Source organism: Actibacterium mucosum KCTC 23349 (assembly GCF_000647975.1).
In the GTDB taxonomy this organism is placed as follows: Bacteria; Pseudomonadota; Alphaproteobacteria; order Rhodobacterales; family Rhodobacteraceae; genus Actibacterium; species Actibacterium mucosum.
Map to the genome: position 1 here is coordinate 65,833 of NZ_JFKE01000005.1, position 19,923 is coordinate 85,755.

Genomic DNA, 19,923 nt, shown 5'->3' on the forward strand with positions numbered 1-19,923 from the left:
GCCTTATCCGACGCCCCCGAGGATCACCTGCCCGGGATGCGCCTCGGCCCAGTCGCGGAGGAATTCGGCAACATCCTCGCGCGCCGCGTGGTCAATGGCCGCTTTTGGCAGCGCCACGCCGCGTTCCAGTGCCAGTTGCAGGCATTCCAAATAGTCGCGGCCCGCCCGGTTTGGATTGTTCTCCGACCCGTGAATGATCGTGCTGAGCAAGGTGCCGCCATAGCCGTTGATATGGCTGAGGTCGGGGCCAAGCTTGAGGAAATAGCCGACCATATCCGGCAGCCCCTCCCACCCGGCGACCTGCACGGGCGTCAGCCCCTCGGTATCCGGGCGGTCATATTCCAAGCCAAGCGCCACCAGCTCTTGAACGTGGTTCATTTTGCCCGGAAGGTGCAGGATGTTGCGAATGATGTTGCGATAGCTGTCAGACAGCGTGTCCGGGTCAATGAACGTGCCGGGCGTGTCCTGCCCATCGGCGGCGGCGGCCAGAAGGGTCTCGGTCTGGGACAAGGGAGGCGGCGTGCCTTGCGCCTCGATCGCGCGGGCCATGGAGGTGTTGCCAAAGACACGAGCGTAAGCATAGGCCGTGGCCCCGTCGAATACGCGCGCGGGGTCGGCGCCACCTTTCAACAGGATGTCGATCATGCGGGCATCAGACATGCGTCGCGCGGCCTGATGCAGGGCGGGCACAACCCACGGCGCCTCGCCGCCCACGTGCGCGCCGTTGAAATCATCTGCCTTAGCGCCCGCATCCAACAGCATTTGCACCGCCTCGTGGTCGTTGAAATCCATTGCCCGCAGCAAGGCGTTGGTGCCAGCCGGGTCCGCGCCGTGTTTCAGCAAAAGGCGCAGCCCCTCGTGATGGCCCAGCTCGGTCGCGTGGTACAGCGACTCGCCGTCATTTGGATCCGCGCCGTTCTCCAACAACCAATCGCCCAAAGCCATGTTGTTGGCATGCCCGATGGCACCGTAAAGCGCAGACAGTTGATAGTCTGTGTCCATGCTGGCGGCGCGGCTGTCATTCACATCGGCGCCGTGATCCAGCAACATTTGCGCGATGGCGATCATGTCGTCGGCAAGATCCGGGTTGGTATGAATCCAGCGCGAAAATGCCAGGTGCACGATGGGCCGGCTGATGCCGTAGACGGTGGTGGCGCGGGTCGGATCCTGGGCCAGCATCTCGGCCACCTTGTCGCGGCGCAATAGGGCGACCTGAAGGGCGAACATGCCGTCCGCCAGATCGGGCGTGTCTTCAAGCAGGCGCTGGGCCCGCAGGTTGTTGCCATGTGCCAGAGAGATCTTCAGATGCTGAAGCTTTTGCGCGCGATCCAACCCCTGGATCATCGCGGCTTCTTTCAGAATGGGCCAGCTGAGAAAGCCATGCTCGCGGGCAATGACATGCAGGAAATCCGCATGTTTCAGCTCGGCCCCGTCCGAACGGGGCGGGTGCACGCGCAAACGCTCAATTCCGGCAGGCTCGCCGGATTCGTAGGACTTGCGCAGCTGTTTGGCTGCACGGCGCAGTTTTTCAATGGAATCGGTCATCGGTTTCTCCCAATATTGCCCGCCGGTTCGCTGAAATGGGCAAGGAAAAGCCGAACATGTCTCGGTTTTCGTATATGCGAGGTGCTGTCACAGCTTTCCGCGAACCTGGGTGCCGCCTCGGGATCGGCAGCCAGATGTTACCGCGCCGCTTCGGACTTCGCAAGATACGGGGCAACGGGTTGTCGGCGACACGGGCGCAAATTGGGGTGGTCAGATGCCAGGGCAATTTCGGTCGGGCAGGTGGGACATGCGCGGGTCCGATAAGGCGTCCGAACAGGGCCGCGATTTGCTGTTTCCGCCGCCGGGCATTGAAGCTAGTCTGGGTAGCGACCCGAACGGTGGAAAGTCGGAATGAGCGACAAGAGTGACACAGCCTATCAGGTGCTGGCCCGTAAGTATCGGCCGGAAACCTTTGCCGATCTGGTGGGGCAGGACGCGATGGTGCGCACGCTGCGCAATGCGTTCGAAGCGGACCGAATCGCGCAGGCCTTCATCATGACTGGCATTCGGGGCACCGGCAAAACCACCACGGCGCGGATTATTGCCAAGGGCATGAATTGCATTGGCGAGGACGGGCAGGGTGGCCCCACCACCGATCCGTGCGGCAAATGCGAGCATTGCGTGGCCATTTCGGAGGGCCGCCATGTGGATGTGATGGAGATGGACGCCGCCAGCCGCACCGGCGTGGGCGACATCCGCGAGATCATCGACAGTGTGCATTACCGGGCGGCCAGCGCGCGCTACAAGATCTATATCATCGACGAGGTGCACATGCTGTCGACCAGCGCGTTCAACGCGCTGCTGAAGACGCTGGAAGAGCCACCCGCGCATGTGAAGTTCATCTTTGCCACCACCGAGATTCGCAAGGTGCCGGTGACGGTGCTGAGCCGGTGTCAGCGGTTCGATCTGCGCCGGATCGAGCCCGAGGTGATGATCGCTATGCTGCGCCGCATCGCCGATGCCGAGGGTGCGGCGATTGCCGAGGACGCGCTGGCACTAATCACGCGGGCGGCCGAAGGCTCGGCCCGCGATGCGCAATCGCTGCTGGATCAGGCGATCAGCCATGGTGCGGGCGAGACCACCGCCGACCAGGTGCGCGCGATGCTGGGGCTGGCGGATCGGGGCCGCGTGCTGGACCTGTTTGACCTGATCATGAAAGGCGACGCGGCGGGCGCGCTGACCGAGCTGAGCGGGCAATATGCCGACGGGGCTGACCCGATGGCGGTGCTGCGCGATCTGGCCGAGATCACCCATTGGGTCAGCGTCATCAAGATCACGCCTGAAGCGGCCGAGGACCCCACCGTTTCACCCGACGAACGGGCACGCGGGCAGGCCATGGCTGCGGCGCTGCCGATGCGGGCGATGACACGGATGTGGCAGATGCTGCTGACGGCGATCGAAGAGGTGGGCCAAGCCCCCAACGCGATGATGGCCGCCGAGATGGCGGTGATCCGGTTGACCCATGTGTCGACCCTGCCAGCACCTGAAGACCTGATCCGCAAATTGCAGGACACACCGCCACCGGCATCGCCGGGCGGAAACGGAGGAGGCCGCCCCGGCTTCGCCGGAACGTCCGCGCCTGCGGCGGGCGGGGGGGCCTCGGCTGGCGCCTCGGCCCCGACCGGTGCGCCGGTGGCGCAGAACAGCGGTGGGGTTGCCACAGCGCTGGCGGCTGCGCCCGAGACGGCTTTGGCGCGTTATGCGACGTTTGAACATGCGGTGGAGTTGATCCGGGCCAATCGCGATGTAAAGTTGTTGGTTGAAGTGGAAACGACGCTGCGTCTGGTAAGCTATGCGCCGGGGCGGATCGAGTTCGAGCCAACCGAAGCGGCGCCGGCCGACCTTGCCGCGCGTTTAGGGCAAAAGCTGCAGGCGTGGACCGGGGCGCGCTGGGGTGTGTCGGTTGTTGGCTCTGGCGGTGGCAGGACGATTGCCGAGGACCGCGACGCCGAGGCGCTGGCCCTGAAGGCCGAGGCGGAAAAGCACCCGTTCGTGCAAGCCGTGTTCGACGCGTTCCCCGGAGCAAAAATCACCGTTATTCGTACCCCCGAAGCATTGGCGCAGGAGGCCGCCGCCGAGGCTTTGCCCGAGGTGGAAGACGAATGGGACCCGTTCGAAGAGAACTAGCGCCCTTGTCGATCGCCGGTGGCGATGCGATATGCAAGGCAGAACAGATATCCTTTGCCCAAGGCGGCAAAGCGCAAGGAGAGTGACGATGCTGAAAGGACTGGGCGGGCTTGGCGACATGGCCAAGATGATGAAAGCCGCGCAAGAGATGCAGACCAAGATGGGCGAGATGCAGGAAGAGCTGGCCGCGATCACCGTGACGGGCGAGGCCGGGGCCGGGCTGGTCAAGGCAACGGCCACCGCCAAGGGCGAGCTGACAGCGCTGGAGATCGACGAGAGCATCTTTGTGCCATCCGAGAAGGAAGTGGCCGAGGACCTGATCCTGGCCGCGATCAAGGACGCGCAGATGAAAGCCGCCGAGCGCAGCCAGGCCGAGATGGCCAAGCTGACCGAGGGGCTGGGCCTGCCGGCCGATATGAAGCTGCCTTTCTGAGGCGCGCGTGGGCGGCACCGACGACATCGAGGCGCTGATCGACCTGATGGCCCGGCTGCCGGGGCTTGGGCCACGATCGGCGCGTCGAGCGGTGCTGCATCTGATCAAGAAACGCGGACCGCTGATGACGCCATTGGCCGATGCGCTGAGCCATGTGGCGGTGACAGCACGCGAATGCGTCAACTGCGGCAATATCGGAACATCCGATCTGTGCGACATCTGCGCATCGGAAAAACGCGGCAATGGCGAGATCTGCGTGGTTGAAGAGGTCTCGGACCTCTGGGCGATGGAACGGGGCGGGGCGTTCAAGGGACGATACCATGTGCTGGGTGGCACTCTGAACGCGCTGGATGCGGTTGGGCCGGACGACCTGCGAATCCCGCAATTGGTGACCCGCGTGGCAGAAGAAGGGGTGAAGGAAGTGATCCTTGCCTTGAACGCCACGGTGGATGGGCAAACAACGGCGCATTACATCGCTGAGCAACTGGAAGGCACCGGCGTAACGGTGACCTCGCTGGCGCAGGGCGTGCCCATTGGTGGCGAGTTGGACTATCTTGACGACGGGACCATCAGTACAGCCCTGAGAGCCCGCAAAAACTTCTAGCGGGCCGCAACCAAATAGCGCGCCTTGCGGCGCAAGACATTCTGATTGGTGCTGCTTTGCATCCTTGCGCATCGCCGAAAGAACGCACTTCGTTGCAGCCCTCGACAGCCCGAGCAAGCCGCCGCAAGGCGGTGAAGCGAGATATGGATTGCGCCGCAAGGCGCGCTATTTGGTTGTACACGCAGATGTCAGTTCGAGGTGACGGTGCAATTTGTATGGTTTGTCCAGATCAAACTTTCGGAGTGTCCTCTCGTGTTTCGCAAAACCCTCGCTGTCCTTGCCCTTTTGTCCTTTCCCCTTCCCGCATTGGCGTGTGGTCCTGATGATGATTGTCTTGTTGAAACCGGCAATTACCGGATCAGCATGCCCGAGGCGGCCCCAAGGGGCGCGTTGGTCTTCGCCCACGGGTATCGCGGGTCGTCGCGCGGGGTAATGCGCAATATGGCGCTGCGGCGATTGGCGGATGAGTATGGGTTTGCGCTGGTTGCCATTAACTCGGTCTCGGGCAGCTGGAACCTGCGTTACTCCCCCGGTAAAACGTTTTCGGAAGGTCGCGACGAGATGGCGTATGTCGACGCCGTTCTGGATGACGTCATTGCGAAATATGGCGTGCCGGCTGGAAACGTCTATGCGACCGGGTTTTCCGAGGGCGGGATGATGACCTGGACCTTGCTGTGCGAGCGGGGCAGCCGTTTTGCCGGATTCGCGCCGATGTCGGGCACATTCTGGACGCCTGAGCCGGCGGAATGTGCCTCGGCCCCTGCTGATGTGGTGCATATTCACGGCACAGCGGACCCCACCGTGCCTATCACAGGGCGCCAGATTGGTCAGAGCAAACAGGGGAACCTGAACACGGTTCTGGCCATGTATCGCGCTCATGGTGATTACCGTGATGCGGGCCGCGAAACGCTGGATACCATGACATGTGAGTTCGCGAGGAACCCCGAGGGTCGCCGGCTGGATCTGTGCCTGTTCGACGGCGGCCACTCGTTTTCTGTTGCGCGGCTGCGTCAAGCGTTGGACTGGCTGACGCAGGGCTAGGCCCAATCAGGGCTGTTCGTCTTCGTCACCGCCTTCGGGCAGGTTGAAGAAGCTGTCGGCGTCGATGGGTTCTTCCTGTTTCTCCTCGGCGTCGTCTTCGGTCAGCGAGAAGGTTTCCAGGCCTGAGATGGCGGACGGAATGCGCGGTTCGGGCTCCATACCCAGCGACTGTTCGGTCGACAGCAGCTTGCGGCGTTCGTCATCGTCCATCGGCGTGCCTTCGGCTGCCTTGGTCTTGGCGGCTTTCTGCACGGCGGCGTCCAGTTCGGACTGCTTGCACAGCCCCAGTGCAACCGGGTCGATCGGTTGCATGTTCGAGATGTTCCAATGCGTGCGCTCGCGGATCGACTGGATCGTTGGCTTGGTGGTGCCCACCAGCTTGGCGATCTGGCCATCGGTCAGTTCGGGGTGGAACTTCACCAGCCACAGGATCGAGTTCGGGCGGTCCTGCCGCTTGGACAGCGGTGTATAGCGCGGGCCGCGGCGTTTCTCTTCGCCCACGGCGGCGGCGTTGAATTTCAGCTTCAGCTTGTGCAGCGGGTTGGCCTCGGCCTTTTCGATCTCGTCCGCGGTCAATTGGTTGTTGGCAATCGGGTCAAAACCCTTAACACCGGCGGCCACGTCGCCATCGGCGATGCCCTGCACCTCAAGCTCGTGCAGTTCACAGAAATCAGCGACCTGTTTGAAGGTCAGCGTCGTGTTGTCCACCAGCCATACGGCGGTTGCTTTTGCCATAATCGGTTTGGCCATCAGAGCGCTCCTTTACGCAAATCTTCCCCGTCGCCCCGCAGGGCGGCCCGGATTTGGGCGGGTTCTCGTTGTCGGGGAACTTGAGGCGTATATAGTGCGGCCGCACCAAAAGGGGAAGAGGAAATGCGCTGGCTGCTGATTCTGCTGTTGTCTGCCACGATTGCCCGGGCCGAGGGTGAGCGGGCGGGTGATTTCGATTACTACGTGTTGGCGCTCAGTTGGTCGCCGACATGGTGCGCCATCGAGGGGCGCGAGCGGGGATCGCCGCAATGTGATGCCGATCACGGCTGGGTTCTGCATGGCCTTTGGCCGCAATACGAAGATGGCTGGCCCAGCTATTGCCGCACCATGCATCGGCCCGCCACACGCAGTGAAACAGGGGCCATGGTGGATATCATGGGGTCGTCCGGGTCCGCGTGGCACCAGTGGAAAAAACACGGGGTCTGCAGCGGCCTGTCGGCGCCCGATTTCTTTGCCCTGTCGCGCCTTGCGTATGATCAGGTGAACCGCCCCGACGTTTTCCGCAAGCTGAGCAAGCCCGTCAAACTGCCTGCCCGTGTGGTCGAAGAGGCGTTTTTGCAGGCCAACCCGGACTGGGCTGCGGATATGCTGACCATCACTTGCCGGGATGCCCGGATACAGGAGGCGCGCCTGTGTCTGACCCGCGATATGAAGCCGCGGGTTTGTGGTGCGGATGTGCGGCGCGATTGCACCATGCAAGACGCGCTGTTCGACCCCATCAACTAGCGCTTGCCGCAACGTCAGCCTGAACCTTCGGAATTTTTCGCAGTCGTCCTGCGTTTTCCAATCGACGCCCGATTGGGACCATTTGCAAGACGAAGGAAATTCAGATGTTGTTTATGACCGACACCCGCAAGCACGCCTTGATGACCACGCTGGCCAAAACCCGCCGCCATTGCAGCCTGATCGAACAAGAGATGGCCTTGGTGACCGGAGACATTACACGGCAGAACGTCAAAAACAGGCTGGTCTTCGTCGATGCGGGAAACCGTGTGACGTCGGATTGCGGGCAGATGGAAGGCACGCGGGCGATCTCGACGCAAGGTCAGCTGGGATGGGTGGTGCGACACCAGCGTGGTGAGGAATGGGTGGCGGTAAGCGACCCTTTTGAGGCCTTCGACGATGTTGCGCGCGGTATTTTCGCCGGGGCGTTTGGCGGTGACATGCGCAACCCTTTCAGCGTTTTGCGGCAGGTGGGGCGGAAAATTCCTTTCTTTTCTGCACCCTAACACGGGTTGGTCGCCAAACTGTGATCGCCTTGCTGCGGAAATTCTGTTACGCTTTTAACCATCCTCGTTGATCGGTTCGGCCGTCAGCGTTTCAGGGCCGGACCCCTCGGCGGCATGCTTTGGCAGACGACGGGAGGAACCACTTATGCCACAAACCATCGGAAACCCGGCCAGCTGGGGCCTGCGCGGATTGCGCACAATTGGCGGTCACATGGTCGACAGCTCGCGCCGAGTAGGCAGCGACGACGCCACCGAGATGCCACAGATCCGAACGCTGAGCCGCATGGATATGCGGGCAGCGGTCTGGGCGGGGTGGCGCGACTTTCAAGCCAGTCGGTCGGACGCGATTTTCCTTGTGTTGCTGTATCCGGTCATTGGCCTTGTCCTGATGGCGGTGGGGTTGCAGATGGCGGCGTTGCCGCTGCTGTTTCCGCTGATGGCGGGTTTTGCGCTGTTGGGGCCGGTGGCGGCGGTGGGTCTGTACGAGATCAGCCGGCGGCGCGAGACCGGGGAAAACGCCAACTGGCTGAGCGCTTTCAGCGTTGTTCAGCGCCCGCGGTTCGGGGCGATCTTTGTGCTGGGCCTCTATCTGGCGGGGCTGTTTCTGCTGTGGATGATGGCCGCCAACGCGGTTTACGTGCTGACACTTGGGCCGGGTGCGCCGACAAGCCTTTCACAGTTTGCAATGGATGTGTTCACTACCGCGCCCGGCTGGGCGATGATGATTATCGGCTTTGGTGTTGGGTTTCTTTTTGCCTTGCTGGTTCTGGTGGTCAGCCTGATTTCCTTTCCGATGCTGTTGCACCGGAACGTGGGATTGCCCGTCGCCGTCGCAACCTCGGTCGCGGTGTTTCGCCACAATCCGCGTATTGTGCTGAGCTGGGGAGCAATGGTTGCCGCTTTGCTGATGCTGGGCAGTATCCCAATGCTGGCGGGGTTGATCGTGGTCATGCCCTTACTGGGGCACGCCACTTGGCATTTCTATCGCCGCGCCGTGATTTAGTCGCCGGAGACGCGCAGAACGATTTTGCCGATATGGGCGCTGCTTTCCATGCGGGTGTGGGCGGCGGCGGCCTCGGTCAGGTCGAATTCGGAATCCATCACCGGGGCCAAACGAGCGGCGCCAAGCAGCGGCCAGACCTCTTTTCGCAGCGCATCGGCAATACCCGCCTTGGCGGCATCCGATTGCGGGCGCAGGGTTGAGCCGGTGATGGTCAGCCGCCGGGTCATGACCTGAACAAAGTTCATCTCGACCCGCGGGCCTTGCAGAAAGGCGATCTGCACCAGCCGCCCGTCATCGGCCAGCGCCTTGATATTGCGCGGGATATAAGGCCCGCCCACCATGTCGAGGATCAGGTTGGCGCCACCTTCGGCCCGCATCACCTCGACAAAATCCTGTTCGGTATAGTTGATCGCGACCTCGGCCCCCAGTTTCAGGCAGGCGGCGCATTTCTCGGCTGACCCGGCGGTCACAAAGACCCGCGCGCCAAAGATACGCGCCAGCTGGATGGCAGTGGTGCCGATCCCGGACGAGCCGCCATGTACAAGGAACCGCTCGCCCGCCTGCAGCCCGCCGCGCATAAAGACGTTGGACCAGACAGTGAAAAAGGTTTCGGGCAGACAGGCGGCGGCCTTCAGGTCCATGCCTTCGGGCACCGGCAGCGCGTGGGCCGCGTTGGTCGCCACGTATTCGGCATAGCCGCCGCCGGGCAGCAGGGCGCAGACCTTGTCGCCTACTGACCAGCCGGCGACACCCTCGCCGATGGCCGCGATGGTGCCCGCGCCCTCGAGCCCCGGCAGGTCCGAGGCCCCGGGCGGTGGTGCGTAAGCGCCGGCGCGTTGCAGCGCGTCGGGGCGGTTCACACCGGCAAAGGCTAGGCGGATCACGATCTCGCCCGCGGCGGGGCTGGGCACGGGGCGTTCGGTCAGGCGCAGCACATCGGGGCCGCCGGGTGCCGAGATTTCAACGGCACGCATCGTCTGGGTCATGTCGGGGGGCCTTTCTTACTTGTGACCGGGCATGTGGTCGCGCGATTGCGGGGCGCGTATGCGCGACAGGATGGCCATGGGGCCGGCCAGCAGCGGGGCCAGCGCCTTGTTGCCACGAATTTGCGCCTTGGCTTTTTCGAACTGCATCACGTCGTCGATCCGGCGGTCGAGGAAGTCCCACGTGGCGGTGTGCCCGTCGCTGTCATCGCCCAGCCAGAACAGCACCGTGGCGCTGAACACGCCCGACAGGGTCGCACGCTTGGAGTACCAGTTGAAATCGGTGTCGGTGTCACCCAAAGCCGTCCAGATCTTGCCTGCCGTCTGCCAGATCGCGCCGGTTCCGGCGGCGGCATTTTGCGGCAGCGCAAACAGGGTTGTGGCGCGGCGCACCGCCTCTTTGTCGTCGATCGCTTCAAGTCGGGCGCGCACTGCAAAGGCGATCCGGTCGCGAAACCGTATTTCGGAAAGATCGGCAGCAGCCAGTTCAGCCAGCATCGCGTCGTCGCCACGCGCGTGATAAGCCAGCGCCAGATCGACGCCGCCCCGCGGGAACAGGGCGCGGGCCAGCGCCGGTTCGATCCCCGTTTCCGCCGCCGCCGCGGCCAGGGTTGCGCTGGACCAGCCGTCAAAGGCGACATGGGCCAGGGCGGCATCCAAAAGCTGGCTTTCAAGGGGCTGAGTTTCGGTCACGAACGGGCTCCTGATCATCTGCGCAACCAATGTAGACAACCCGGGCGGCTTTTGCTATACGGCCCACTCCTGCGATTGACCGAAACTCCAGATTAGAAAGGTGGTGAAAACCACGATGCAGGTTAGTGTTCGCGACAACAATGTTGATCAGGCGCTTCGTGCCCTGAAAAAGAAGCTGCAGCGCGAAGGCGTGTTTCGTGAAATGAAGCTGAAGCAACATTTCGAGAAACCGTCCGAGAAGAAAGCGCGCGAAAAGGCCGAGGCGATTCGCCGGGCTCGCAAGCTGGCACGGAAGAAAGCGCAACGTGAGGGGATGCTCTAAGCACCCGCAACATTGCGAACCGGGCTTTTGGCCCCTTGATGACCCCCGGATTTCCGGGGGTTTGTCATTTTTGGAACCCTGTCCGGCGATCAGGCCGTCAGGTCCTTCATCACCGCCAGAAACGCCGCGACCTCGGTGACCGAGTTATAGTGGCACAGCGACACGCGCACACAGCCCGGCTCGCCCAGCGGGGTCAGGATATTGCCCGAATAGTGATCGGCCTTGCGCAGGTGGGTGCGAATGCCCTCGGCGTTCAGTTTTGCCACGATGTCGGCGGCGTCCTGCCCGGCGACGGTCAGCGACACCAGCCCCTCGCGCGCCGGGTTATCAACCCCGCCGATGATCGTCACGCCCGGCATCTCGGCCAGGCCGGGCAGGTTGCCGGTGCCGTGGATCATCGCATCGGTCAGCGCGTGTTCGTGGGCGTGGATGGCGGCACCTGCGGCCAGAAACCGGGTGCGTTTGTCGGGGCTGTCGGTGTGCTGCGCGCCCAGCCATTCGAGGTATTCGACCACGTTCAGCATTGTCGCATAAGCGCCGGTGTCGCGGGTGCCAAGTTCCCACACACCTTCGGGGCCATCCAGCAGGCTGTCATGGGGCAGCGCCGCCAGCCGGTCCGAGATCCAGGCAATGCCATAGCCGTGGCGCGAGAACATTTTGTAGGGCGAGATCACGTAGCCGTCGATGCCATAGCTGGCGATGTCGATCAGGCCATGCGCCGCATGCTGGATGCCATCAACGATGATAAAGCAATCAGGCGCCACGGCGCGGATTGCGGCGGCGATGGCGGGCACGTCCATGCCCATGCCGGTCACGGGCGAGGTGTGCAGGATCGTCGCCACCGCCGTATCGGGCGTGACCTGCGCGGCGTATTGGTCGGCGGTGACCAGACCGGCGGCGTGGTCATGTTCGATCAGCACATGGGTTTTGCCAGCAACCCCGGCCCAGCGCGCGCAGGCGCTGCGGGTGGCGGGGTGTTCGACGGTGGAGCCCAGAACCGTGCCACCATCGGCCCCCAGACAGGCATTCATGATCAAGCGAAACAGCAGCTCGGTGCCGCTTTCGCCAACGAAGACCTGGCCGTCGGGCGCGTTCATCATCTCTTTGATCGCGCGCTTGGTGTTGGCGATCAGCGCGGTCAGGGCGTGGCTGCCGACATTGTCGCGGCCCTGATTGTCGGGGATCGCGGCGTAATGGGCGGCGGTTTCGACCACGCTGTTCAGCGTCAGCGCCCCGCCGGCGTTTTCGAAAAACACGCGCGGGCCCTGTTCGGGGCAGCTGTCCACATGGGCAAAGCGGCTGCGGATCTCGGCCAGCAGCGCGGGGGCGAATTCGGTCATATCGGTGTTCCGTTGCAAAAAGCTCGCCGCACCATAATGTGGATTATTAATAATTCCAAGCCCACTTAGGCACTGCGCACGGTTTCTATCATCAGGGCAACGTTGTCGGGGTTGGCATCCGGCGTGATGCCATGGCCCAGGTTGAAGATATGCGGGCCGTTGCGGAAGGCCTCGACAATCCGGCGGGTCTCGTCGACCAACGCCTGCCCGCCAGTGACCATGTGGCTGGACGCCAGGTTGCCTTGCACGCAGCCATCAGGTTGCAATGTCTGGGCCGCCCATTCGGCCGAGACCGAGTTGTCGATGGCCAGGCAATCGGCGCCGGTGGCCTTGGCAAAGCCCACATAGCCCTCGCCCGCCTCGCGCGGGAAGGCGATGACGGGGATGCCGGGGTGGCGTTCTTTAAGCGCTGCGATGATGCGTTTGGCCGGTTCCAGCGCGTATTTGGCGAAGGCGGGGGCGGGCAGCGACCCGGCCCAGCTGTCGAACAGTTTCACCACCTCGGCCCCGGCGGTGATCTGGGCCGACAGGTATTCGATCGTGGCCTCGGTGATACGGTCCATCAGCGCGTCGAACGTGGCGGGGTCGCCGGTCATCAATGCGTGGGCCGGGGCCTGATCGTGGGTGCCGCGCCCGGCGATCATATAGGTGGCGACGGTCCATGGCGCGCCGGCAAAGCCGATCAGCGTGGTTTCGGACGGCAGTTCGCGCGACAGGATGCGGACGGTTTCGTAGATCGGGTTCAGGGTCTCGTGGATCGCGTCGACCGGTTTCAGGGCGGCCATGTCGGCCGGGCCGGTGATTGTTGACAGGCGCGGGCCCTCGCCCGTGACAAACCACAGATCGGCACCCAGCGCTTGCGGTACCAGCAGGATATCGGCGAAGAGGATCGCCGCATCGAACCCATAGCGGCGGATCGGCTGCAACGTGACCTCGGCGGCCAATTCGGGGTTGTAACACAGCGACAGGAAATCGCCCGCCTGCGCCCGCGTGGCGCGGTATTCGGGCAGGTACCGGCCCGCCTGACGCATCATCCAGATCGGCGGGGTGGGCAAGGTCTCGCCCGCCAGGGCGCGCAGCAGGGTCTTGGTCATGTCCGGTCCTTCTTCGATGGTGCAAAGGTGGTCGGACGGATGCGGCGGCATGTCAAGCGGTTCTGCATTGTCAGGGCGATCTGCCGCGACTAGACAGAGGGCCATGACGGATTTGTTGCCCTCCCCCGATGCACCCCTGAAAATTGGCACGCGCGGCTCGCCCCTGGCGCTGGCGCAGGCTTTTGAGACTCGCGACCGGCTGATGGCGGCGTTCGAGCTGCCTGCGGCGGCGTTCGAGATCGTCAAGATCTCGACCACCGGCGATCAGGTGCAGGACCGGGCGCTGAAAGAGATCGGCAACAAGGGGCTGTTCACCAAGGAGATCGACGAGGCGATGCTGGACGGGCGGATCGACATCTCGGTTCATTCGACCAAGGATATGCCGGTGGAGTTGCCGGATGGTATTCTGCTGGAGTGTTTTTTGCCGCGCGAAGACGTGCGCGATGCGTTCTTGTCGGAGCGGTGCGGGGCAGTGACGGAATTGCCGCAGGGGGCCGTGGTGGGCACGTCGAGCCTGCGCCGGCGGGCGCAGCTGATGCGGCTGAGGCCCGATCTGCAGGTGGTGGAGTTTCGCGGCAATGTGCAGACACGGTTGAAGAAACTGCGCGATGGTGTGGCCGAGGCGACCTTTCTGGCGATGGCTGGGTTGAACCGGTTGGGGCTGGACGATTTACCTGCGCACGCGGTGCCGGTGGACCAGATGCTGCCGGCGGTGGCGCAGGGGGCCATCGGGATCGAGCGGCGCGAAGGTGACGCGCGGGCCGAGCGGATGCTGGCCGCGATCCATGACGCGGAAACCGGGCAGCGGTTGGCGGCTGAGCGGGCTTTTCTGGCGGGGCTGGATGGGTCTTGCGAAGTGCCGATTGGCGGTTTGGCGGTTCTGGTCGGCGATACGCTGTGGCTGCGGGGTGAGTTGCTGAGCCCGGATGGGGCGCAATTGGTTGCCGGTGAGCGGCGCGGGGCAATTACGGAAGGCGCAGCCTTGGGTCGCGATTTGGCGGATGAATTGCGGGCCGGTTCCGCCGGTTGGTAAATCGCGCGCCTGCGGCGCAAGACAGTCTCATCGACCCCCACCCTGTCCCTCCCCCCGTCCGGGGGAGGGGACCTGCGCCGCGGTGTCAGTTTGTGGTTTCGACAGCGTTGAGCAAGGTGAGCACGGCGGGGCCGAGATCCTGCACGATCAGAGCGACGCCGTCGGCATTGGGGTGAATCCCGTCGGCTTGCATCAGTGCGGTGGGCACTTGCGTGCCGTCGGTGATGGCGGCCAGGAAATTGCGGCGCATCTGTGTGCCGAACTCGGCGGCGAGTTCGGGATAGATGGCATCGAAGGCGGCTTTGTAGTCGGGGCCGTAATTGCCCGGGGCCGGCAGGCCGATCAGCAGGGTGGGCAGGTTGCGCGACTGCGCCTCGGCCAAGATGCCGGCGAGGTTGGCGCGGCTTGCCTCGGGCGGGATGCCGCGCAGCAGGTCGTTGCCGCCCAGCGCCACGATCAGGGCGTCAACCTCGGGTGTCAGCGTCCAGGCGATGCGTGACAGGCCCCCGGCGGTGGTGTCGCCCGAGACGCCGGCATTGATCACCGACACCTCGGCCCCCTGGCCCTGCAGCCAGCGTTCCAGTTGCGGCACAAACCCCTGTTCCAGCGGCAGGCCAAAGCCTTGGGTCAGGCTGTCGCCCAGCGCGGCAATGGTGGTTTCAGCCTGCGCGGCGGGTGCAAGTGCTGCGAAGAGGGCCATTGCGGCGATCAAAAGCTTGTGTTTGGCCATGTCTGCCCCATATCGCCATGAGAGGATGAGTGAAGAAAGGCGCCCGATGAGCGATGTGATTCTGAGCCTGGAGAACGCGGCCCTGTCGCTGCGCGGCAATGCCGGCGAGGTCGAGATCTTGCGCGGTATCACACTGGCGGTGAGACGCGGCGAAACGCTGGGGCTTGTGGGGCCGTCGGGGTCTGGCAAGTCGTCGCTCCTTATGCTTCTTGGCGGGCTGGAACGCGCCACCGGCGGGCAGGTTCAGGCGCTGGACCGTGATCTGACCGCGATGGACGAGGACGCGCTGGCCCGGTTTCGCAGGGATCATATGGGCGTTGTGTTTCAGTCTTTCCACCTGATCCCCACCATGACGGCGCTGGAAAATGTTGCAACCCCGTTGGAGCTGGCCGGCGCATCGGACGCGTTTGAGCGGGCGGCCGACGAGTTGCGCGCCGTTGGGCTGGGCGAACGGCTGGACCATTATCCGGGCCAGATGTCGGGGGGCGAGCAGCAGCGTGTGGCGCTGGCCCGCGCCGCGGCGCCGCGGCCCGATATCCTGTTGGCGGACGAGCCGACGGGGAACCTGGATGGCGCCAATGGTGCGGCGATCATGGACATGCTGTTTGGTCTTCGCGAGCGGCACGGCACCACGCTGGTTCTGGTGACCCATGCGCCGGAACTGGCGGCGCGTTGTGACCGGGTGATCACCCTGCGCGACGGGCAGATCGACAGCGCCGAAAAGGCCGCGGCGGAATGAGCGTCGCGTGGCGGATCGCCCGGCGCGAGCTGCGCGGTGGCTTGCGCGGGTTTTATGTGTTCCTGGCCTGTCTGGCGCTGGGCGTGGCGGCCATTGGCGCCGTGGGTTCGGTGCGCGAGGCCATCGCCGAGGGCTTGCGCGAAAACGGGGCCGAGATCCTGGGCGGCGATGCGCAGATCCGGTTCACCTATCGCTTCGCCACCCCTGATGAACGCGCCTGGATGGACGGCCGCAGTATGCAGGTGTCGGAGACCGTCGACTTCCGGTCGATGGTCACGGTGGCGCGTGAAGAAGGCACCGACCGGGCGCTGACGCAGGTGAAGGGGGTCGATGATCTCTATCCGCTTTACGGCGCGGTGGAGTTGAGCCCGGATGTGCCGCTGGATCAGGCCCTAGCGGGCGATCAGGCGGTGCTGGGCCAGTTGCTGGCCGACCGGTTGGGCCTGCAGGTGGGGGATCGGTTCCGGCTGGGCCAGAAAGAGTTCACCCTGTCTGCGGTGCTGATCGCTCTGCCCGATGATGGCAGCGCGGGCCTTTCCTTTGGCCCGCCAACGCTTCTGCGCCGCGCGGCGTTGGACGGTACGGGGCTGATCACGCCGGGCACGCTTTATGAAAGCAGCTATCAGTTGAAAATCCCGCCCTCGGCGGATCTGCAATCGATGCAACAGGCCGCCGAGGCCGCCTTTCCCAATACCGGCATGCGCTGGCGCGACAGTCGTAATGCCGCGCCCGGTCTGACCACTTTCGTGGATCGAATCGGCGCGTTTTTGGTGCTGGTCGGGCTGGCGGGCATGGCCGTGGGCGGCGTCGGTGTGGCCGCCGCCGTGCGCGCCTATCTGGAGCGCAAAACCGCCGTGATTGCCACCCTGAAAACGATTGGGGCCGAGGGGCGGATGGTCTTTGCCACCTATCTGATCCAGATTGGCGTTCTGGCAGTGCTGGGCATCGCGCTGGGCCTGGTTCTGGCCATTCTGGCCCCGCTGGCCCTGGCGCCGATTGTCACGGCGCAGCTGCCCCTGCCGGTGCAGATCGCGATCTATCCCGGCCCGCTGGCCGAGGCGGCGCTTTATGGCGCGCTGTCGGCGCTTTTGTTCACGCTGTGGCCGCTGGCGCGGACCGAACAGATCCGCGCGGCGGCGCTTTTTCGCGATGCCGCAGGCCCGTCGCGCGGCTGGCCGGCGCCGCGGATGCTGTTGGCGATGCTGGTGGTGATCGTGGCTCTGGTGGGCAGCGCGGCCTACCTGTCGGGTATCCCGACGCTGACCTTGTGGGCGGCGGCGGGGGTGACCGGCGCGATGGTTCTGCTGTGGCTGTCGGCGCGCGGGGTGCAGGCGCTGTGCCGATACCTGGCGCGGCGCCCGGCCTTGCGCGGGCGCACCACGCTGCGGCTGGCGCTGGGGGCCATTGGCGGGCCGGGGGGCGAAACCGGCGCGGTGGTCCTGTCGCTGGGTCTGGGGCTGACGGTTCTGGCCTCGGTCGGGCAGATCGACGCCAACTTGCGCGCCGCCATCGCCCAGGACCTGCCCGAGGTTGCGCCCTCCTATTTCATCGTCGATATCCAGCCCGCGCAGCTGGACGGATACCTCGACCGGGTCGAGAACGACCCCGGCGTGACGCGGGTGCAGACCGCGCCGATGCTGCGCGGCATCATCACCCGGATCAACGAGCAACCGGCGGCCGAAGTGGCGGGCGAGCATTGGGTGCTGAGCGGCGACCGGGGCGTGACCTATTCGGCCACCCCGCCACCGGGCACGGTGATCACCGCCGGCGATTGGTGGCCCGAGGATTACGTGGGCGATCCGGTGATGAGCTTTGCCGCCGAGGAGGGGGCCGAGATGGGGCTGAAACTGGGCGACGCGGTGACCGTGAACATCCTGGGCCGCGACATCACCGCCACCATCACCAGTTTCCGCGAGGTTGATTTCTCGACCGCCGGGATCGGCTTCATCCTGTCGATGAACCCCGCCGCGCTGCAAGGCGCGCCGCATACGGCGATCTCGACCGTTTATGCAGATGAGGCGGCCGAGGCGCCGCTGATCCGTGACCTGTCGAACGCTTATCCCAACATCACCGCGATCCGGGTGCGCGATGCGATCGACCGGGTGTCGGGCATTCTGACCGGGCTGGCCGCGGCGATCACCTATGGCGCGCTGGCCACGCTGGTCACCGGCATGTTCGTGCTGATCGGCACCGCGGCGGCGGGCGTGCGCGCGCGGGTCTACGAGGCTGCGATCCTGAAGACCATTGGGGGCGAGCGGGGGATGATCCTGCGCTATTTCGCCCTGCGCTCGGCCATTCTGGGTGCGGCGGCGGGGGCGGTCGCGGTGCTGGCCGGGGCGTTGGCCGGCTGGTCGGTGACCGAGTTCGTGATGGAGGGTGATTACGCCTTTCAGCCGCTATCGGCCCTCGTGATCATCGCCGGAGGTGTCCTTGCCACCCTTCTGGCTGGCCTCGCCTTCGCCTTGCGGCCGCTGGCCGCCCGCCCCACCGGCGTTCTGCGCGCGCGCGAGTGAGCGGCGCGTGCGGGCCACGGCGAACGGGATCAGCGCCGACAGAAAGAACAACCGGAACACGTGATGCGCGGCCACATAGGCCGGGTTCGCGTCCAGCAGCACCGACATCGCCATCATCGTCTCTAACCCGCCGGGCGCAAAGGCGATGACCACGGCCACCAGCGGCACCCCCAGCAACATCGATACAGGCACCGCAAACACCAGCGCCGTCAATGCCGCAAGGCTGGTCAGGGTGAAAGAGGCAATGATGGCGCCGAGGAACATGCGAATGGTGACGCCGTTGAACCGCGTGCCGATCAGGCTGCCCATGAAGGTGAACCCGACCGCCGTCAGCCACGGCGGGAACTGACCGGTCATGCTGCCCGATCCGTGCAGCACGCCCGATACCGCCATGCCGCCCAGCAACAGCGCCGCCGGCAGGTTCAGCCGCTTGAACACCAACCCCAAAGCCAGCGCGGCCAGGCCCATCGGCACCAACAGCCACAGCGCCGTGACCGCGCGCGCAGAGGGTTCGGGCAAGGGGCCGCGATCCAGCAATTGCACCAAAACCGGCACCAGCAGGGTCAGAAACAACACGCGCAGCGATTGCACCAGCGCCACCCGGCGCGTGTCGGCCTCGCCCTCCTCGGCGATGGACAGAACAAAGCTCAGATGCCCCGGCGTGGCCGCCAGAAGCGCGGGCAGCCGGTCCAGCCCGATGACCCGCCGCATGAAGAAGGCTCCCAGCGCCATCATCACCGTCACCGCCAGCGCCAGCGCCAGCAGGCTGCCCGGCCAGCGCGCGGCGGTGGCCACGGCCTCGGGCGTGACGGCGGCGCCGACATTCATCCCGATCAGCAGAAAGAACGGATCGCGCAGGCGCGCCGGGATGCCCACCGGCAGACCGGCCAGCGCCGCCAGGGTCACCATGGTGGCCGGCCCTGTCAGAAACGGTGCAGGGACTCGCAGGAATACGGCCAAGACAGCGCCAAAAGCACCAGCACCCAATGCAATAGCCGCGGGCAGATAGATCGATTTGAATGCGGAGTTCACGGCCCTTATTGCGCCCCTTCGCCTGCGATTGTCAATTGACCGACGTCGGTAACGCCCATCGCGGTTCGACATGGATACTCTGGTAACGGCTGCGCTTTCCTAAGCAGGTGACGTGACATCAGTATGATGGTGAAAGCCGCCCAAGCGGCGCTGTTGCGGCGGCAAAGTGCCGAACGCTGTGACCGATAGTTATGTTTGCGCAAAGATTATTGTATCAGCCTGCGACGCAATTCGGGATCGGGCAAGGTGCACATGTTGCCTTTGCCGAACAGCGCATATCGGTTGCGGGCAAGACGTGCATAAAGCCAGTCCTGCAACCGGCGGGGCAACCAGTTCAGCAGGCTTACCGGGCGCAGCCAAATGCGAAGCTGGGGGTAGAACTGTGCCATGGCTTGCAACGAGCCATACGCCCGCCCGTCCTGGATAACCAACCACGTGTCCGGGTCGTCTGGTGCCATGCCGTAATGTTGCAGCAAGGCTGCACCAAGGGGGGACTGAACCGGCGCAATTCGCACACGGTCGTCCGTGTCCCATCGCGCAACGCGTCGCGCGCCGACTGAACATAACGAACACTCGGCATCCATCACCAAAAGTATCCGGCCTTGGTCGAAAGGCGGCACTTGCGGATCGCCGAGATAGGAAAACGGGGCGTGAGAAATGGGACGCATGACACTCACCTTACTGTTTTATA

Annotated in this window: 20 protein-coding genes; 11 read left to right on the plus strand and 9 right to left on the minus strand. The window is 64.4% G+C overall.

The window, feature by feature from the left end:
* Positions 1 to 3: 3 nt before the first annotated feature.
* Positions 4 to 1,545: an ankyrin repeat domain-containing protein gene (locus ACMU_RS12265; RefSeq protein ID WP_035260005.1), complete on the minus strand. Its 1,542-nt coding sequence runs from the start codon at positions 1,543 to 1,545 to the stop codon at positions 4 to 6.
* Positions 1,546 to 1,896: 351 nt separating this feature from the next.
* On the opposite strand from ACMU_RS12265, the gene ACMU_RS12270 reads away from it, so the two are divergent.
* From ACMU_RS12270 to ACMU_RS12285, 4 genes are all read left to right on the plus strand, one after another.
* Positions 1,897 to 3,672: a DNA polymerase III subunit gamma/tau gene (locus ACMU_RS12270; protein ID WP_035260007.1), complete on the plus strand. Its 1,776-nt coding sequence runs from the start codon at positions 1,897 to 1,899 to the stop codon at positions 3,670 to 3,672.
* 88 nt (positions 3,673 to 3,760) lie between these two features.
* Positions 3,761 to 4,105 carry a YbaB/EbfC family nucleoid-associated protein gene (locus ACMU_RS12275; RefSeq protein WP_035260008.1) on the plus strand — a complete coding sequence of 115 codons (345 nt, stop codon included), beginning with the start codon at positions 3,761 to 3,763 and terminating at the stop codon, positions 4,103 to 4,105.
* 7 nt (positions 4,106 to 4,112) lie between these two features.
* Positions 4,113 to 4,709, plus strand: coding sequence for a recombination mediator RecR (recR, locus tag ACMU_RS12280; RefSeq protein WP_035260010.1), 597 nt, complete (start codon positions 4,113 to 4,115; stop codon positions 4,707 to 4,709).
* Positions 4,710 to 4,961: 252 nt separating this feature from the next.
* On the plus strand, positions 4,962 to 5,750 hold the full coding sequence (locus ACMU_RS12285) for an alpha/beta hydrolase family esterase (protein WP_035260582.1): 789 nt from the start codon (positions 4,962 to 4,964) through the stop codon (positions 5,748 to 5,750).
* Between the two features lie 6 nt (positions 5,751 to 5,756).
* Here the strand turns inward: ACMU_RS12285 and ACMU_RS12290 are convergent, their stop codons facing one another.
* Positions 5,757 to 6,500, minus strand: a complete 744-nt coding sequence (locus ACMU_RS12290; protein ID WP_035260013.1) for a DUF1013 domain-containing protein — start codon at positions 6,498 to 6,500, stop codon at positions 5,757 to 5,759.
* Between the two features lie 123 nt (positions 6,501 to 6,623).
* On the opposite strand from ACMU_RS12290, the gene ACMU_RS12295 reads away from it, so the two are divergent.
* From ACMU_RS12295 to ACMU_RS12305, 3 genes are all read left to right on the plus strand, one after another.
* Complete coding sequence (locus ACMU_RS12295) at positions 6,624 to 7,247, plus strand: ribonuclease T2 family protein (RefSeq protein ID WP_035260016.1); 624 nt, start codon at positions 6,624 to 6,626, stop codon at positions 7,245 to 7,247.
* A 113-nt stretch (positions 7,248 to 7,360) separates the two neighbouring features.
* The gene (locus ACMU_RS12300; protein ID WP_161635675.1) at positions 7,361 to 7,750 is read left to right on the plus strand and encodes a hypothetical protein; all 390 of its coding nucleotides are present in this window, start codon (positions 7,361 to 7,363) and stop codon (positions 7,748 to 7,750) included.
* A gap of 145 nt (positions 7,751 to 7,895) precedes the next feature.
* Entirely contained in the window at positions 7,896 to 8,753 is an 858-nt protein-coding gene (locus tag ACMU_RS12305) for a DUF2189 domain-containing protein (RefSeq protein ID WP_035260021.1), read from the plus strand.
* Here ACMU_RS12305 and ACMU_RS12310 read toward each other — a convergent pair.
* A complete protein-coding gene (locus ACMU_RS12310; protein WP_035260023.1) occupies positions 8,750 to 9,739 on the minus strand; it encodes an NAD(P)H-quinone oxidoreductase in 990 nt (329 codons plus the stop codon). The two genes, ACMU_RS12305 and ACMU_RS12310, sit on opposite strands and share 4 nt — an antisense overlap.
* 15 nt (positions 9,740 to 9,754) lie before the next feature.
* Positions 9,755 to 10,447, minus strand: coding sequence for a COQ9 family protein (locus tag ACMU_RS12315; RefSeq protein WP_035260024.1), 693 nt, complete (start codon positions 10,445 to 10,447; stop codon positions 9,755 to 9,757).
* 97 nt (positions 10,448 to 10,544) lie between these two features.
* Between ACMU_RS12315 and rpsU the strand changes: the two genes are divergently transcribed.
* Entirely contained in the window at positions 10,545 to 10,751 is a 207-nt protein-coding gene (rpsU, locus tag ACMU_RS12320; RefSeq protein ID WP_008207378.1) for a 30S ribosomal protein S21, read from the plus strand.
* A gap of 89 nt (positions 10,752 to 10,840) precedes the next feature.
* Here rpsU and ACMU_RS12325 read toward each other — a convergent pair whose 3' ends face one another.
* Together ACMU_RS12325 and hemE are read right to left on the minus strand one after the other, a co-directional pair.
* Positions 10,841 to 12,091: an aminotransferase class V-fold PLP-dependent enzyme gene (locus ACMU_RS12325; protein ID WP_035260026.1), complete on the minus strand. Its 1,251-nt coding sequence runs from the start codon at positions 12,089 to 12,091 to the stop codon at positions 10,841 to 10,843.
* 65 nt (positions 12,092 to 12,156) lie between these two features.
* Positions 12,157 to 13,185 (minus strand): uroporphyrinogen decarboxylase, encoded by a 1,029-nt coding sequence (gene hemE, locus ACMU_RS12330; RefSeq protein ID WP_035260584.1) that lies wholly within the window; start codon positions 13,183 to 13,185, stop codon positions 12,157 to 12,159.
* Positions 13,186 to 13,288: 103 nt separating this feature from the next.
* Here hemE and hemC point away from each other — a divergent pair, with 103 nt between their 5' ends.
* Positions 13,289 to 14,218 carry a hydroxymethylbilane synthase gene (hemC, locus tag ACMU_RS12335; RefSeq protein ID WP_035260028.1) on the plus strand — a complete coding sequence of 310 codons (930 nt, stop codon included), beginning with the start codon at positions 13,289 to 13,291 and terminating at the stop codon, positions 14,216 to 14,218.
* Between the two features lie 85 nt (positions 14,219 to 14,303).
* On the opposite strand, the gene ACMU_RS12340 is transcribed toward hemC, so the two are convergent.
* Positions 14,304 to 14,948, minus strand: a complete 645-nt coding sequence (locus tag ACMU_RS12340) for an arylesterase (RefSeq protein ID WP_201769890.1) — start codon at positions 14,946 to 14,948, stop codon at positions 14,304 to 14,306.
* Between the two features lie 46 nt (positions 14,949 to 14,994).
* Here ACMU_RS12340 and ACMU_RS12345 point away from each other — a divergent pair, with 46 nt between their 5' ends.
* Together ACMU_RS12345 and ACMU_RS12350 are read left to right on the plus strand one after the other, a co-directional pair.
* Positions 14,995 to 15,687: an ABC transporter ATP-binding protein gene (locus tag ACMU_RS12345; protein WP_035260030.1), complete on the plus strand. Its 693-nt coding sequence runs from the start codon at positions 14,995 to 14,997 to the stop codon at positions 15,685 to 15,687.
* Complete coding sequence (locus ACMU_RS12350; protein WP_035260032.1) at positions 15,684 to 18,200, plus strand: ABC transporter permease; 2,517 nt, start codon at positions 15,684 to 15,686, stop codon at positions 18,198 to 18,200. The genes ACMU_RS12345 and ACMU_RS12350 overlap by 4 nt, the downstream gene beginning before the upstream one ends.
* Here ACMU_RS12350 and ACMU_RS19095 read toward each other — a convergent pair.
* Together ACMU_RS19095 and ACMU_RS12360 are read right to left on the minus strand one after the other, a co-directional pair.
* Complete coding sequence (locus tag ACMU_RS19095) at positions 18,084 to 19,232, minus strand: AbrB family transcriptional regulator (protein WP_161635676.1); 1,149 nt, start codon at positions 19,230 to 19,232, stop codon at positions 18,084 to 18,086. The two genes, ACMU_RS12350 and ACMU_RS19095, sit on opposite strands and share 117 nt — an antisense overlap.
* A gap of 206 nt (positions 19,233 to 19,438) precedes the next feature.
* Positions 19,439 to 19,900, minus strand: coding sequence for a thiol-disulfide oxidoreductase DCC family protein (locus tag ACMU_RS12360; protein ID WP_035260589.1), 462 nt, complete (start codon positions 19,898 to 19,900; stop codon positions 19,439 to 19,441).
* Positions 19,901 to 19,923 lie beyond the last annotated feature (23 nt).

Coding starts and splice junctions, on each gene's coding strand:
- ACMU_RS12350 (WP_035260032.1), top strand. CDS start 15,684: ATGAGCGTCGCGTGGCGGATCGCCCGGCGCGAGCTGCGCGGTGGCTTG.
- ACMU_RS12290 (WP_035260013.1), bottom strand. CDS start 6,500: ATGGCCAAACCGATTATGGCAAAAGCAACCGCCGTATGGCTGGTGGAC.
- ACMU_RS12305 (WP_035260021.1), top strand. CDS start 7,896: ATGCCACAAACCATCGGAAACCCGGCCAGCTGGGGCCTGCGCGGATTG.
- hemC (WP_035260028.1), top strand. CDS start 13,289: ATGACGGATTTGTTGCCCTCCCCCGATGCACCCCTGAAAATTGGCACG.
- ACMU_RS12310 (WP_035260023.1), bottom strand. CDS start 9,739: ATGACCCAGACGATGCGTGCCGTTGAAATCTCGGCACCCGGCGGCCCC.
- ACMU_RS12270 (WP_035260007.1), top strand. CDS start 1,897: ATGAGCGACAAGAGTGACACAGCCTATCAGGTGCTGGCCCGTAAGTAT.
- ACMU_RS12315 (WP_035260024.1), bottom strand. CDS start 10,447: ATGATCAGGAGCCCGTTCGTGACCGAAACTCAGCCCCTTGAAAGCCAG.
- ACMU_RS12300 (WP_161635675.1), top strand. CDS start 7,361: ATGACCGACACCCGCAAGCACGCCTTGATGACCACGCTGGCCAAAACC.
- ACMU_RS12275 (WP_035260008.1), top strand. CDS start 3,761: ATGCTGAAAGGACTGGGCGGGCTTGGCGACATGGCCAAGATGATGAAA.
- ACMU_RS12295 (WP_035260016.1), top strand. CDS start 6,624: ATGCGCTGGCTGCTGATTCTGCTGTTGTCTGCCACGATTGCCCGGGCC.
- ACMU_RS12265 (WP_035260005.1), bottom strand. CDS start 1,545: ATGACCGATTCCATTGAAAAACTGCGCCGTGCAGCCAAACAGCTGCGC.
- ACMU_RS12345 (WP_035260030.1), top strand. CDS start 14,995: ATGAGCGATGTGATTCTGAGCCTGGAGAACGCGGCCCTGTCGCTGCGC.
- ACMU_RS12340 (WP_201769890.1), bottom strand. CDS start 14,948: ATGGCCAAACACAAGCTTTTGATCGCCGCAATGGCCCTCTTCGCAGCA.
- ACMU_RS12360 (WP_035260589.1), bottom strand. CDS start 19,900: ATGCGTCCCATTTCTCACGCCCCGTTTTCCTATCTCGGCGATCCGCAA.
- ACMU_RS12325 (WP_035260026.1), bottom strand. CDS start 12,091: ATGACCGAATTCGCCCCCGCGCTGCTGGCCGAGATCCGCAGCCGCTTT.
- hemE (WP_035260584.1), bottom strand. CDS start 13,185: ATGACCAAGACCCTGCTGCGCGCCCTGGCGGGCGAGACCTTGCCCACC.
- rpsU (WP_008207378.1), top strand. CDS start 10,545: ATGCAGGTTAGTGTTCGCGACAACAATGTTGATCAGGCGCTTCGTGCC.